The organism is Brevundimonas sp., from assembly GCF_035999125.1.
Taxonomy (GTDB): domain Bacteria; phylum Pseudomonadota; class Alphaproteobacteria; order Caulobacterales; family Caulobacteraceae; genus Brevundimonas.
The window spans coordinates 65,647-78,582 of sequence record NZ_DASYGX010000006.1 but is presented as its reverse complement, the minus strand read 5'-3'; the positions used below and the strand labels follow the sequence as shown (position 1 = coordinate 78,582).

General features: G+C 70.3%; 14 protein-coding genes. 7 read left to right on the top strand and 7 right to left on the bottom strand.

Annotated features, from left to right (window positions below; genetic code table 11):
• The first annotated feature begins 27 nt into the window (after positions 1-27).
• Together VGN45_RS04270 and VGN45_RS04265 are read left to right on the top strand one after the other, a co-directional pair.
• Positions 28-1,578, top strand: a complete 1,551-nt coding sequence (locus VGN45_RS04270) for a helicase HerA-like domain-containing protein (protein ID WP_327459700.1) — start codon at positions 28-30, stop codon at positions 1,576-1,578.
• Positions 1,575-2,261 (top strand): hypothetical protein, encoded by a 687-nt coding sequence (locus tag VGN45_RS04265; protein WP_327459698.1) that lies wholly within the window; start codon positions 1,575-1,577, stop codon positions 2,259-2,261. Before VGN45_RS04270 ends, VGN45_RS04265 begins: the two co-directional genes overlap by 4 nt.
• Here the strand turns inward: VGN45_RS04265 and VGN45_RS04260 are convergent.
• Positions 2,233-3,330, bottom strand: coding sequence for an MltA domain-containing protein (locus VGN45_RS04260; protein WP_327459696.1), 1,098 nt, complete (start codon positions 3,328-3,330; stop codon positions 2,233-2,235). The genes VGN45_RS04265 and VGN45_RS04260 overlap by 29 nt on opposite strands.
• A complete protein-coding gene (gene timA / locus VGN45_RS04255) occupies positions 3,327-3,944 on the bottom strand; it encodes a TIM44-related membrane protein TimA (protein ID WP_327459694.1) in 618 nt (205 codons plus the stop codon). The genes VGN45_RS04260 and timA overlap by 4 nt, the downstream gene beginning before the upstream one ends.
• A gap of 177 nt (positions 3,945-4,121) precedes the next feature.
• Here timA and secB point away from each other — a divergent pair, with 177 nt between their 5' ends.
• Positions 4,122-4,619: a protein-export chaperone SecB gene (gene secB, locus VGN45_RS04250; RefSeq protein WP_327459692.1), complete on the top strand. Its 498-nt coding sequence runs from the start codon at positions 4,122-4,124 to the stop codon at positions 4,617-4,619.
• 80 nt (positions 4,620-4,699) lie between these two features.
• On the opposite strand, the gene dnaQ is transcribed toward secB, so the two are convergent.
• The 5 genes from dnaQ to VGN45_RS04225 are packed head-to-tail and all read right to left on the bottom strand — an operon-like array spanning position 4,700 to position 8,262.
• Positions 4,700-5,392, bottom strand: coding sequence for a DNA polymerase III subunit epsilon (gene dnaQ, locus VGN45_RS04245; protein ID WP_327459690.1), 693 nt, complete (start codon positions 5,390-5,392; stop codon positions 4,700-4,702).
• A gap of 5 nt (positions 5,393-5,397) precedes the next feature.
• Positions 5,398-6,039: a dephospho-CoA kinase gene (coaE, locus tag VGN45_RS04240; protein WP_327459688.1), complete on the bottom strand. Its 642-nt coding sequence runs from the start codon at positions 6,037-6,039 to the stop codon at positions 5,398-5,400.
• On the bottom strand, positions 6,036-6,827 hold the full coding sequence (locus VGN45_RS04235; protein WP_327459686.1) for a shikimate dehydrogenase: 792 nt from the start codon (positions 6,825-6,827) through the stop codon (positions 6,036-6,038). Before VGN45_RS04235 ends, coaE begins: the two co-directional genes overlap by 4 nt.
• Entirely contained in the window at positions 6,824-7,408 is a 585-nt protein-coding gene (locus VGN45_RS04230) for a Maf family protein (protein WP_327459684.1), read from the bottom strand. Before VGN45_RS04230 ends, VGN45_RS04235 begins: the two co-directional genes overlap by 4 nt.
• Positions 7,405-8,262 (bottom strand): pyruvate, water dikinase regulatory protein, encoded by an 858-nt coding sequence (locus VGN45_RS04225; RefSeq protein ID WP_327459682.1) that lies wholly within the window; start codon positions 8,260-8,262, stop codon positions 7,405-7,407. Before VGN45_RS04225 ends, VGN45_RS04230 begins: the two co-directional genes overlap by 4 nt.
• Before the next feature lie 495 nt (positions 8,263-8,757).
• Here VGN45_RS04225 and hemE point away from each other — a divergent pair, with 495 nt between their 5' ends.
• From hemE to rho, 4 genes are all read left to right on the top strand, one after another.
• On the top strand, positions 8,758-9,792 hold the full coding sequence (hemE, locus tag VGN45_RS04220; protein ID WP_327459680.1) for a uroporphyrinogen decarboxylase: 1,035 nt from the start codon (positions 8,758-8,760) through the stop codon (positions 9,790-9,792).
• A complete protein-coding gene (gene hemH, locus VGN45_RS04215) occupies positions 9,789-10,856 on the top strand; it encodes a ferrochelatase (RefSeq protein ID WP_327459677.1) in 1,068 nt (355 codons plus the stop codon). The genes hemE and hemH overlap by 4 nt, the downstream gene beginning before the upstream one ends.
• Positions 10,853-11,320, top strand: coding sequence for a CopD family protein (locus tag VGN45_RS04210; protein ID WP_327459675.1), 468 nt, complete (start codon positions 10,853-10,855; stop codon positions 11,318-11,320). The genes hemH and VGN45_RS04210 overlap by 4 nt, the downstream gene beginning before the upstream one ends.
• A 197-nt stretch (positions 11,321-11,517) precedes the next feature.
• Positions 11,518-12,933, top strand: a complete 1,416-nt coding sequence (rho, locus tag VGN45_RS04205) for a transcription termination factor Rho (protein ID WP_327459672.1) — start codon at positions 11,518-11,520, stop codon at positions 12,931-12,933.
• Positions 12,934-12,936: the final 3 nt, after the last annotated feature.

Sequence of the window (12,936 nt, the reverse complement as noted above, 5' to 3'; positions counted from 1 at the left end):
CGCCCCGGTTCCGCAAAGGACGCCCCGATGACCGACGCCCCCGCCCTGTTCCTGGGCCAGTCCGACCAGCCGGAAACCCTGCTGCTGAGCCGGGCCAACCGGCACGGCGTCGTCGCCGGCGCGACGGGCACGGGCAAGACCGTGACCCTGCAGATCATGGCCCAGGGCTTCTCCGAAGCCGGGGTGCCGGTCTTCTGCGCCGACGTGAAGGGCGATTTGTCGGGCATCTGCATGCCGGGCAGCCCGAACGAGAAGCTGCTGGCGCGGGCGCAGGAGATGGGGCTGGCGCTGACGCCGAAGGCCGCGCCGACCGTCTTCTGGGACCTGTACGGGCAGAAGGGGCATCCCATCCACACCACGGTCAGCGAGGTCGGGCCCGTGCTGCTGGCGCGCATGCTGAACCTCAACGAGGTGCAGGAGGGCGTGCTGTCGGTGGTCTTCCACGTCGCCGACAAGGAAGGCCTGCTGCTGCTGGACCTCGACGACTTGCGATCCATGCTGGCCTACGTCGGCGAGAACGCCGAGCGGATCGGGCGGGAGGTCGGAAACGTCGCGCCGACGTCCATCGCCGCCATCCAGCGGTCGATCCTTCAGCTGGAACAGCAGGGCGGCGCCGCCTTCTTCGGCGAGCCGGCGCTGCGGCTGGAGGACATGCTGCGGACGTCGCTGGACGGCCGGGGGCAGGTCAACGTGCTGGACGCGACCCGGCTGATGAACTCGCCGCGCCTGTACGCCGCCTTCCTGCTGTGGCTGCTGTCGGAACTTTTCGAACAGTTGCCGGAGGTGGGCGATCCGGACCGGCCGCGGCTCGTCTTCTTCTTCGACGAGGCGCACCTGCTGTTCACCGACGCGCCCGACGCCCTGCGCGAGAAGGTCGAGCAGGTGGTGCGCCTGATCCGGTCCAAGGGCGTCGGCGTCTATTTCGTCACCCAGAACCCCGCCGACATCCCCGACAGCGTGCTGGCCCAGCTGGGCAACCGCATCCAGCATGCGCTCCGCGCCTACACCCCGTCGGAGCAGAAGGGCCTGAAGGCCGCCTCGCAGAGTTTCCGCCCCAACCCCGCCTTCGACACGGCCGAGGCGATCCAGGGTCTGGGCGTGGGCGAGGCGCTGGTCTCGACCCTGGACGAAAAGGGCGCGCCCCGCGTCGTCGGCCGCACGAAGATCCGCCCGCCGGACAGCCGTCTGGGCCCCGCCACCGACGCCGAGCGGGCGCAGATCATGGCCGCCAGCCCCGTGCGCGGCCTGTACGACACCCCGGTCGACCGCGAGTCCGCCGAAGAGGTCCTGGCCGCCCGCCGCGGCGAGGCCGACCAGGCCGCCGCCGACGCCAAACTGGCCGAAGCCCGCGCCAGGGCCGACGCGGCCGCCGCGAAGGAGGCGGAGAAGGCCGCCGCCGCCCGTGAGAAGGAACAGGTCCGCCTCGACCGCGAGGCGGAACGCGCCCGTGCGCCCGCGCGCCGCTCGAACCGCCAGACGCCGGTGGAGGCCTTGACCAAGTCGGTGCTGCGCACGGCGGGCAGCACGCTCACGCGGGAGCTGCTGCGCGGCGTGCTCGGCGGGTTGAAGCGGCGATGAACATGCGGGTGCCCAAACTCTGGGTCGCCCTCACCCTCGGCCCGCTGCTGGTCGTGATCGGCAGGTTGGGGTGGGAAACGTACGACCGGCATAGAGACGAGCGGGCCGTTCAGACCGCCGTGCTTGCTCAGTTCGGCGACCAATCCGGCGCGCGCGTGATCGACGTCGATAGCGACAGGAGCGGGGTCTGCGGATGGGTGGCGCCATCTCGGGGACGATCGGCGTTGGCTTTCTACTCACTTCGGCCGCCACCAGGCCATGAAGCGTTGCCGCTGGTTCCTGAAAGAGACGTCGGCGGAGCCGTGGAACGCGCTCGCGCGGCCAGAGTGGGAAACTTGGTTCGCTACTTCTGCGGCTCAACCCTGCCTCCGGCGCCCCCCGGGGCCTTCGAGGATCCGGCCACGGATCAGGCCGTCGATCAGCTGGATCGACTTGGCGTCGAATGGGTGGCGATCAGGCCCTCAGGCGTGGAGGAGTATGTCGTCTTGGGCCGCAATGGATCGGGCGGCAAGGTCACCTTCGACACTAGGGAAGATGCTGAGGCCTGGATTTCTCAGCAAAACCTTCTGGACGTCGAGAAGAGGGAGTCTTTCCGTCAGTGCTACGCCATGCCGCCGTCCGTCGCTCAGGATGCCTGCCTGCGCAAGGCGCGCGCTACCGCCCCACGATCCGCCACATCCTGAGCGGATGCCGGACCGTCCCGGCCTCGTCGCCCGCCGCGTCGCCGCGGCCCATGTAGAAGTCCGCACGGACCGGGCCGCGGATGGCGGAGCCGGTGTCCAGCGCCATAACGAGGCCGGAGTAGCCGGAGCGGGCGCCGGCGAGGTTGCCAGCGTCGGCCTCGATCCACGCCGGGGCGCCATAGATCCAGTAGGCGGGGTCCACGGCGATGGACCGCCGCGCGGTCAGGGGGACGCCCGCCGCGCCCGCCGGGTGGCCGCCGTCGTCGGGGTCCAGGCGGAACCAGATGTAGCGGGGGTTCAGGGCCATGACCTCGGCCGCGCGGTCGCCCCGGTTGGCGGCCAGCCAAGCGCGGATCGCCTCGCCCGAGGTGCCGTCGCGGGGAAGCAGACCGCGCTCGGCCATGGGCACAGCAATGCCGAGGAAGCGCTGGCCGTTGTCGGCGGCATAGGCGGCGCGGGCGCGCGTGCCGTCCTCGAACGTCAGATAGCCGGAGCCCTGGATCTGCATGAAGAACAGGTCCTCGGCGCGCATGAAGGCCAGGGCCTGAGGCGCCGGCAGGGCCTCGATCTCGGCTCGGGTCGGACCGACGTCGCCGCGTCGCCAGCCCGGCGGGGGCGGCAGGACGGGGGCCGAGAATTCCGCGTCCGGATAGCGGCGGGCCGGATACTCCGGCGCGAAATAGGCGGTCAGGCGGCCCGGCGATCCGTCCGGCGTGCGGGCCTCCACGGCGGCGAAATTGACCTCGAACCAGTCCCGGGCGCGGCTCGGGGAAGGGTTCCGCGCCGCTTCGGCGCGCGCCGCCTCGCACATCGGATCGGCGGCGGGGCGGCACCCGGCGGCGTAGGCCTGGAGCGCGGCGGCGTGATCCTCCCGGTCCCAGCCCGGCAGGGCGGACAGGGGCACGGCGCCGGCGGGAAGCGGGCGCGGCCCCGGGCCGGGCTCGACGACCGGCGGGGGCGAGACGGTCGGGGGGGGCCCTTCGACCGGCGGCGCGGTCGGCGAGGGGGCCGGCGCGGTGGCGCAGGCGGCGGCGATCAGGCCCAGAAGCGGAAGAAGCCGGCGAATCACGCCGTGGCGGGCTCAACCCGCGCCAGAACCCAGTTCGGATCCTGGGCGCCCAGCGGCCGCTGGAAGGTCCAGACCTCGGCCGTGCGGCGTTCCTCGATCACGTCGTCGCGGCCGGGCGCCGACGACGTCTGGCGCAGCTCGGCCAGGAAGCGGACGCGGGCGACGGCGCGGTCGTTCTCGACCGTCGCCTGCTCCAGATCGGCGCGCGGCGCGTGGGTGAACTCCACCCGCTCGACGTCGCCCCGGGCCTCGCGCGCGGCGATGCCGGCCTCGAACGAGGCCAGGACGGCCGGAGCCAGAAGCGGCTTCAGCGCCTCGCGGTCGCCGGCCGCATAGGCCTGGACGATCGTCTCATGCGCGGTGCGGGCGCCCTCCAGAAAGCGATGCGGGTCGAAGGCGGGGTCGCGCGCCTTCAGACCCTGGATGGCCGCCAGGGTGTGGCCGTCGACCGGCTGCGCGTTCGGCACGACGACCGGACCCTGCGCCGGCACGGGCTGGGCGCGCGGGTCGTCCTCGGGCTGGCGGCCGACCTTTTTGCCCAACACGTTGTAGAGCTGGAACAGGACGAAGGCGGCGATCACCGCGAAGAGCACGATCTGGAACTGGACGGGCACGGGGCATCCCTGGAGGCGGGGGAGGAAAGCAGGATTAGGCGGTCATATGGGGTGGGGCAAGCGGAACGCCCAATGCCCGGCCCGCGCCCGCCGTTGCGACCCGACGCCGCCCATGATAGTCGCCGCGCCTTCCCGGCGGCCGCCGTTCCGCCGCCACGTTTCGGATATCCGCGACCCATGACCGACGCCACGACCCCGACGCCGACCGGCGACCAGCCCCAGCAGGGCCAGCCCGCCGCTCCCGGCTTCCGCATTCTGGCGCAGTACGTCCGGGACATGTCGTTCGAGAACCCCAAGGCGCCGGAAAGCCTGCGCGCCGAGGGCAAGCCGACCATCGACATGGGCGTGGAGATGAACGCCATGGGCCGCAAGGACGGCCTGTTCGAGGTGGACCTGAAGCTGTCGATCAAGGCCGCGGTCGAGGCGGGGCCGATCTTCGCCGTCGAACTTGTGTACGGCGGCCTGTTCCAGCTGATCGGCGTGCCCGAGCAGGACATCGAGCCCATGCTGATGATCGAATGCCCACGCTATCTCTATCCGTTCGCGCGCGAGATCATCGCCCGGGCGACCTCGGACGGCGGCCTGGTCCCGCCGTTCCTGATGGACCCGATCGACTTCTCGGCCATCTACGCCCAGCGCCGCGCAGAGATGCAGCGGACGCCGGCGCAGGCGTAAGGACAAGGAGCGCGGACCTCCAGGTCCGCGTCTTGCACTCATAGATCAGCGACGGTCGCGGACCTGGAGGTCCGCGCTCCTCAAGCCGCGTCCCAGAGCGTCGTCGACTTGATCTCGCCTTCCAAGAAGGCGCGGTGCGCGGCGGCTTCGGCGTCGGTCAGGCGCGGCGTCAGGGGGCGCGGCCGGGGGCCGTGGGTCGTGCCGCCGGCGTGGGTCGTGGCGGCGACCGCCGCGGCCATGGACAAGTCCAGCTTGCGCGCCTTGCCGCCCTTCAGCTCCAGATAGACCTCGGCCAGCAGCCGGGCGTCGATCAGGGCGCCGTGCAGGGTGCGCTCCGTCAGCGAGATCTTGAAGCGCCGGCACAGGGCGTCCAGCGAGTTGGGCATGCCGGGAAACCGCTGCTGGGCCAGCTGCAGCGTGTCGATCCAGCGCTCGACCGGGATCAGGTCGCGCCCGCAGTTGGCGCATTCCCACTCCACGAAGGCCCGGTCGAAGCCGGCGTTGTGGGCGATGATCGGGGCGTCGCCGACGAACTCCAGGAAGTCGCCGGCGATCTGATGGAATTTCGGGGCGTCCCTGACCTTGTCGTCGGTGATCCCGTGCACGGCGATCGCGCCGGCGGGGATCAGCCGTTCGGGATTGACGTAGCGGTGGAAGGTCCGGCCGGTCGGAAGTAGATCCTCGATCTCGATGCAGCCGATCTCGATCAGGCGGTCGCCGGTCTTCGGGTCGAAGCCGGTGGTTTCGGTGTCGAGCACGATCTCGCGGGCCATGGCCCTTACTGACCCGGTTCGTCGTCCAGCGGAAGCCGTCCGGGCGCGGGAGTCCACGCCGGATCCAGAACCGTCCCCACGATCCCCTCGACCTGCACCATCGCGGCCTCCAGGCCGCGGGAAGTGTCGATGACGAAGTCGGCGCGGCGTCGCTTCTCCGCGTCCGGCGCCTGGCGGGCGAGGATGGCGTCGAAACGCTCCCGCGTCATGCCGGGCCGCGCCAGCACGCGCTCGGCCTGAACCTCCGGCGGAGCGGTCACGACGACCACCGCATGCACGGCGCCGTCTCCGTCGGTCTCGAACAGCAGGGGGATGTCCAGAACCGCCAGCCGCACGCCGGCCGCCCGCGCGGCCTGCAGATCCTGAAGGCGGCCCCCCGCCACCAGCGGATGGACGATCGCCTCCAGCCGGGCGAAGGCGGACGGATCGCGCCCCAGCGCCTCCGCCAGCCTGGCGCGGTCGACGGCGCCCTCCTCCACCACGCCGGGGAAGGCCTCGCCCACCGGCCCTACGGCCGCGCCGCCGGGCGCATAGAGGGCGTGGACCGCGTCGTCGGCGTTCCAGGTCAGGGCGCCGGCCAGGGCGAACATGCGCGCCGTCGTCGACTTGCCCATGCCGATCGATCCGGTGAGACCGAGCAGGATCATGACCCCTCCAGCGCCTCGAGGCACAGGGCACGGACGTCGACGTCCGGAACCGCGGCGCCGAAGATGGCTGAAAACGACGGCCGGGCTTGCCCGATCAGCATCGCCAGCCCGTCGACGATCGTCAGGCCGCTGTCGCGCGCCGCACTCAGGAACGGCGTGATGAGGGGACGGTAGGTCATGTCCATCACCACCGCCGAGGGCTTCAGACGCCGAACGTCCAGCTCGGGATCGACGGGCAGGGCGTTGACGATCAGGTCGGCGGTGTCCAGATCGTCCGTCGTCTGAGGGAGGGCTCCCAGGGTCTCGGCCAGCTCACGCACGCGGTCCAGGCTTCGGTTGACGACCCCCACGACGGCGCCCGCATCCTGAAGGGCCGCGACGGCCGCGCGCGCCGCGCCTCCCGCGCCGAGGATCGTCGCCCGCGCGCCTTGCAGCGCGAGGTCCGGGGCCTGCTCCCCCAAGGCGTCGAGAAGCCCTTGCCCGTCGGTCGAGTCCGCGACCAACCGCCCATCGCGGAAGGCGAGCAGATTGGCCGACCCGGCGCGGCGGGCCGTGTCCGTCGCTTCGTCCGCCGCCGCCAGCGCCCGCAGCTTCCAGGGCGCGGTGACGTTCAGTCCGCGGAGCATTCCTTCACGGCCCTGCCGTACGAGCGCGTCGAAGGCGGCTTCGTCCGGAGCGGCGAAGGCCTCATAGGTCGCGTCCAGCCCGGCCACGTCGATCCAGGCGCCATGAATCAGCGGGCTGAGAGAATGGCCGATGGGCCAGCCGACGACGCCGCCCCGGATCATGCCGGCAGGGCCCCGTGAGCCCGCAAGGCCTCAAGCAGCGGCCACAGCGGCATGCCCATGATCGTCGCCTGCGCCCCCTCGACGTGCGCGAACAGCTGTGCGCCGCGTCCCTCGATCCTGTAGCAACCGACCGAGGCCAGCAGGCCCTCGCCCTCTGCGGCCAGATAGGCGTCGAGGAAGGCGTCGGAGACGTCGCGCATCGTCATGCGGGCGGCGTCGCGATCGGACCAGACGACGCGTCCGCCCTGCGCCAGCGCCACGCCGGACCACAGCACATGCTCCCGCCCCCGCATGGTCTGAAGCCGCGTCCGCGCCTCCGACAGGGAAGTCGCCTTGGACACCAGACCGCCGTCGAAGGACAGAATCTGGTCCGAGCCGATCACCCAGTCGTCCGGACGGCGACCGGACACGTCCAGCGCCTTGGCCTCGGCCAGCGTCACGCTCAGCCGCGCCGGATCGCGGCGCGCGTCGGGCGTCTTCAGCGCCGCCTCGTCGACGTCGGCCGGATCGACGACGAAATCGACGCCCGCCTGGTCCAGAATGGCGCGCCGGGCCGCGCTGGCGGAGGCAAGGACGATCATCGGCCGGCCTCGGCCCTGGCGCGCCGTTCCTGCAGCAGATTGACCACGGCGGCGGCCGTCTCCTCGACCGAGCGCCGCGTCACGTCGATGACGGGCCACCCGCGCCGCTCGAAGGCGCGGCGGGCCTTGATCGTCTCGTCGCGCACCGCGTCCTGATCGACGTAGGACGAGGCCCGGTCGGCGTTCAGCCCCTCCAGCCGGTTACGCCGGATCTGCACCAGACGGTCGGGCGACACGGTCAGGCCGACGACCAGGGGATTCCTGAGCGCGGTCAGGCGCTCGCCGTCCTCCTGCCCCGGCACCAGCGGCACGTTGGCGGCGCGGATGCCCCGGTGGGCCAGATAGATGCAGGTCGGGGTCTTCGACGTGCGGCTGACGCCGGTCAGCACCACGTCGGCCTGTTCCAGCTGCTCGGTCGTGCCCTGGCCGTCGTCGTGGGCCATGGCGAAGTCCAGCGCCGCGATGCGGTTGAAATAGTCGTGGTCCAGGGCGTGCTGGGCGCCGACCCGCGTCGACAGGGCCGCGCCCAGATAGCGCGACAGGGCCCCGACGAGAGGATCCAGCGCGGCGATCTGGGGCATGTCCAGCCGGCGGCACCCCTGTTCCAGCTGGTCGCGCAGTTCCGGGTCGACCAGGGTGTGCAGCACCACGCCCGGCGCCGCCTCGACCTCCTCCAGCACCCGCTCCATCTGACGGGGCGAGCGGACGAGGGCATAGATGTGCTCGATCGGGATGATGCCGTCGAAGCGCGCCACCACGGCCTTGGCCATGGCGTTCAGGGTCTCTCCGGTGGAATCCGACACCAGATGGACGTGAAAATAGGTGGCCAGGCGGCCCGCGCGCGGCGGCGTCATGCCTTGGGCCTCGCTTGGGACATGCGGGCGAATCCTGGGGAGAAGGCGGGGGAAGATCGAGGCGCCGTCTGCGGAGTTCCGGTCATGGATTTCCATACCCCGTCGTCCGACGCCGGGCGAGCGGGGATGAACGGGGACGGTCGGGGGTTTTCGCCGGGTGATCTTCCACCTGGGGAGACCGACGACGACGCCGGTGGGGAAAATCTTGACCACCGGTTAACGACCCACAAGCCCGTGGGGCAGGTCGATCACGGCAGGGCCTCGACGTTAAGGCTTCGTTTACGCTTTCAGCCGCGACGGCGCCCGCATCGATCCCCAGCGGGCGGGAGGGGTCCAGGCGCCGTGGACAACCTCGGTCAGATGCGGGACGGGTCCGAAGTTCTCCCCGCCATCCCCCGTTCCTCCTTCTTCTTCCCGACTCTTCGATTCAAGAAAGGGATAAGGGGAAGGGAAGCGTGGCTTGAGCGGCGACGCCCGACGCCCTAAGCCGGATTCATGACCACGCCTCGTCTTCTCAGAACCCTGGCCGGTGAACATGTGGGCCGGCCGCCCGTCTGGTTCATGCGCCAGGCGGGGCGGTATCTGCCCGAGTATCGAGATTTGAGGGCCACGACGCCCGGCTTCATCGAGTTCTGCCTGGACCCGGAAAAGGCCGCCGAAGCGACGCTGCAGCCCATGCGGCGGTTCGGCTTCGACGCCGCCATCGTCTTCGCCGACATCCTGCTGATCCCTCGGGCTCTGGGTCAGGACGTCTGGTTCGAGCATGGGGAGGGGCCGCGTCTCGGCGCCCTGCCGTCGCTGGAAAGCATGCGTGAGAAGGCTGAAGGAGCCGGGCGCGCCCTGTCCGAGGTCGGCGAGACCCTGAAGATCGTGCGCCGCGAGCTGGAGCCGGAACGCGCCCTGATCGGCTTCGCCGGCGCGCCGTGGACGGTGGCCACCTACATGCTGGACGGCGAGGCGCGGCTGATCGGCAAGGGCGAGCGGGCCCAGGCGCGGGAGTACGCCTATCGCGACCCGGACGGCGTGAACGCCCTGCTCGGCGTGCTGGTCGAGGCGACGGCGCATTATCTGAAGATGCAGGCCGACGCGGGCGCGCAGGTGCTGAAGATCTTCGAGAGCTGGGCCGAGGGCCTGCCCGACGACCTGTTCGAAGACCTGGTGATGAACCCGCACCAGATGCTGGTGGCCCGGCTGCGCGATCTGGGCGTGACGGCGCCGCTGATCGGGTTCCCACGCGGGTCGGCGGCCCTGGTCGAGGACTATGCCGCGCGCTGCGCCGTTCAGGGCGTGGCGCTGGACACCGCCTGTCCGCTGGCGGTCGGCCGGCGCGTGCAGAAGATGCGTCCCATCCAGGGCGCGCTGGATCCTCTGTTGCTGCGGGCCGGGGGCGCCGCGCTGGACCGCAGGGTGGATCAGCTGATGGAGGCCTGGGGCCATGGGCCGTGGATCTTCAACCTGGGCCACGGCATCCTACCTGACGTGCCGATCGCGCATGTCGAGCGCGTTCTGAAGAGGATCGGCGCGCAGTGACGCAAACGGAGACGTCGGGGGGACGACGCATCGCGGTCGTCCTGTTCAATCTGGGCGGCCCTGACGGCCCCGAGGACGTGAAGCCTTTTCTTTTCAACCTGTTCAATGATCCGGCCATCATCGGCCTGCCCGGGATCGTCCGCACGCCGCTGGCGCGCCTCATCTCCTCCCGCCGGGAAGCCGAGGCCCAGGCCAACTATGACGTCATGGGGGGCGGCTCGCCGCTGTTGCCCGGCACGCGGGCCCAGGCGGTGGCGCTGGAGGCCGCTCTGGCGCGCTGCCTTCCCGGCGACGAGTGCCGGGCCTTCGTCTGCATGCGCTACTGGCGGCCGATGACGGCCGAGGTGGCGTCGGAGGTGGCGGCCTTCGCGCCGGACGAGATCGTGCTCCTGCCGCTGTATCCGCAGTTTTCGACCACCACGTCGGACTCCTCGCTGAAGCTGTGGAACCGGACGTATGCCGGACCGGGCCGCACCCGCACCGTCTGCTGCTGGCCCCGGGCCAAGGGCTGGATCGCAGCCCAGGCCGAGGCGATCCGGTCCAAGCTGGCCGAGGCCGGCGACCGCCCCGTCCGCGTCCTGATGTCGGCGCACGGAATCCCCGAAACCCTGGTGACCAAGAAGGGCGACCCCTATCAGGAGCAGGTCGAGGCCACCTGCGCCGCCGTGGCCGAGCGGCTGGAGCTGGGCCCGCGCGGCGATCGATGGGACATCTGCTACCAGAGCCGCGTCGGACCGCTGAAGTGGCTGGGGCCGGCCACCCCGGAGGCGATCGTCAGGGCGGGCGAGGACGGCTTGGGCGTCGTGCTGGCGCCGGTCGCCTTCGTCTCCGAACACATCGAGACCCTGGTCGAGTTGGACGTCGAGTACGCCGAACTGGCGCATGAAGCGGGCGTGTCGCCCTATCTGAGGGCGGCGGCGGTCGGCGCCGCCCCGGACTTCATCGCCGCCCTGGCCGAGGCGGTGGTCGAGGCCCTGCCGCGCCTCGGCTCGGCGCCGCATGGACCGGGGTGTCAGGGCCGTTGGAAGGCCTGCCCCCGCCAGAACGCGCGGAGGGCCGCATGAACGCCTATGACCTGGCGCGGGGGCTGCACATCCTGGCCGTGATCGCCTGGATGGCGGGCCTGCTGTTCTTGCCCCGCCTCTATGCCTACGACGCCGAGCAAGCGGAGAAAACCGAGCCTCTGAAGTCGGACGTGCGTGAGCTGTTGCGGGCGTGGCAAGGTCGGCTGCTGAAGATCATCCTGAACCCGGCGATGATCGCCGCCTGGGCGTTCGGTCTATGGCTGATCCATCTGGACGTTCAGACCCGCGGCCCTGCCTTCATCCTGGAGCCGTGGATGCTCGCCAAGTTGGCGGGCGTCGTCGCACTGAGCTGCTGGCACGGGTTTCTGGTCGCGGAGCGTCGCCGAATTCTTGCGGGCACGTCGGTGCGGACCGGAAAGTTCTGGCGCATGACCAACGAAGTTCCCTTCGTCCTGGCGGTGATCATGGTCCTGTCCGTCACGACCGAGTGGACTTTCGGTTGACCTGAGCCCGTCGGCGTGGTTTCGCTGGCGGCGAACCGATCCTGGCCCGGCCGGACGGTCCCTCTCTCCAAACGATGCCGCTTCCCTTCGAGAGGCGGAGTCCATCGTTCCCCCTGCGGCCGCGAGGCCGAACATTTCCCAAGCCTGCGACCCTCGCCTTCGCGAGCGGTCGGGCGCGCCTGCCTGAAGAAGCTCCCATGACCGACGTCCGCGACACCGATCCCACCGCCCCCGAAACCGAAGACCTGGACGCCGTCCGGGACGACGAGGTTTCCGCGGCCGACCTGCCCATGGTCGATCAGGAGGCCGACGAGGACGAGGACGACGACGGCGAGCCGATCGTCCCCAACGGCCGCATCACCCTGGCCGAACTGAACGCCAAGTCTCCCGAAGACCTGGTCGCCTTCGCCGAGCAGCTGGAGATCGAGAACGCCTCGAACCTGCGCAAGCAGGACCTGCTGTTCGCCATCCTCAAGGCCCTGGCCGACGAGGAGGTGGAGATCATCGCCGACGGCGTGCTGGAAATCCTGCCCGACGGGTTCGGCTTCCTGCGCAGTCCCGACGCCAACTACCTGCCCGGGCCGGACGACATCTACGTCTCGCCGTCGCAGATCCGCCGCTTCGGCCTGCGCTCGGGCGACACGGTGCACGGCGCCGTGCGCGGCCCGCGCGAGGGCGAGCGCTACTTCGCCCTGCTGAAGTGCGACACGATCAATCTGGAAGACCCCGAGACGGTCAAGACCAAGGTCCTGTTCGACAACCTGACCCCGCTCTATCCGGAAGAGCGTCTGCACATGGAGATCCAGGATCCGACCCTGAAGGACCGCTCCGGCCGGGTCATCGACATCGTCGCCCCGCTGGGCAAGGGCCAGCGCTGCCTGATCGTGGCCCCGCCGCGCGTCGGCAAGACGGTGATGCTGCAGAACATCGCCAAGTCGATCGAGGCCAACCATCCCGAGGTCTTCCTGATCGTCCTCCTCATCGACGAACGGCCCGAGGAAGTCACCGACATGCAGCGCACCGTGAAGGGCGAGGTCGTGGCCTCCACCTTCGACGAGCCGGCCACCCGCCACGTCGCCGTCGCCGAAATGGTGATCGAAAAGGCCAAGCGGCTGGTCGAGCACAAGAAGGATGTGGTGATCCTGCTGGACTCCATCACCCGCCTGGGCCGCGCCTACAACGCCACCGTCCCATCGTCAGGCAAGGTGCTGACCGGCGGCGTGGACGCCAATGCGCTGCAGCGGCCCAAGCGCTTCTTCGGCGCGGCGCGCAACGTGGAACAGGGCGGATCGCTGACCATCATCGCCACGGCCCTGATCGACACCGGCAGCCGCATGGACGAGGTGATCTTTGAAGAGTTCAAGGGCACCGGCAACTCCGAGATCGTCCTGGACCGCAAGGTCGCCGACAAGCGAATCTTCCCGGCCATCGACGTGCTGAAGTCCGGCACTCGCAAGGAAGACCTGATCACGCCCAAGGATCAGCTGGCCAAGACCTATGTGCTGCGCCGCATCCTGAACCCCATGGGCCCCCAGGACGCGATCGAGTTCCTGCTCGACAAGCTGCGCCAGTCAAAGAACAACGCCGACTTCTTCCAGTCCATGAACACGTGATTC

Excerpts from the sequence above, each read along its gene's own strand:
- VGN45_RS04230 (WP_327459684.1), bottom strand. The coding sequence starts at position 7,408 with ATGATCGTCCTTGCCTCCGCCAGCGCGGCCCGGCGCGCCATTCTGGAC.
- VGN45_RS04210 (WP_327459675.1), top strand. The coding sequence starts at position 10,853 with ATGAACGCCTATGACCTGGCGCGGGGGCTGCACATCCTGGCCGTGATC.
- VGN45_RS04235 (WP_327459686.1), bottom strand. The coding sequence starts at position 6,827 with ATGATCCGGGGCGGCGTCGTCGGCTGGCCCATCGGCCATTCTCTCAGC.
- dnaQ (WP_327459690.1), bottom strand. The coding sequence starts at position 5,392 with ATGGCCCGCGAGATCGTGCTCGACACCGAAACCACCGGCTTCGACCCG.
- VGN45_RS04270 (WP_327459700.1), top strand. The coding sequence starts at position 28 with ATGACCGACGCCCCCGCCCTGTTCCTGGGCCAGTCCGACCAGCCGGAA.
- secB (WP_327459692.1), top strand. The coding sequence starts at position 4,122 with ATGACCGACGCCACGACCCCGACGCCGACCGGCGACCAGCCCCAGCAG.
- coaE (WP_327459688.1), bottom strand. The coding sequence starts at position 6,039 with ATGATCCTGCTCGGTCTCACCGGATCGATCGGCATGGGCAAGTCGACG.
- VGN45_RS04225 (WP_327459682.1), bottom strand. The coding sequence starts at position 8,262 with ATGACGCCGCCGCGCGCGGGCCGCCTGGCCACCTATTTTCACGTCCAT.
- rho (WP_327459672.1), top strand. The coding sequence starts at position 11,518 with ATGACCGACGTCCGCGACACCGATCCCACCGCCCCCGAAACCGAAGAC.
- VGN45_RS04265 (WP_327459698.1), top strand. The coding sequence starts at position 1,575 with ATGAACATGCGGGTGCCCAAACTCTGGGTCGCCCTCACCCTCGGCCCG.
- hemE (WP_327459680.1), top strand. The coding sequence starts at position 8,758 with ATGACCACGCCTCGTCTTCTCAGAACCCTGGCCGGTGAACATGTGGGC.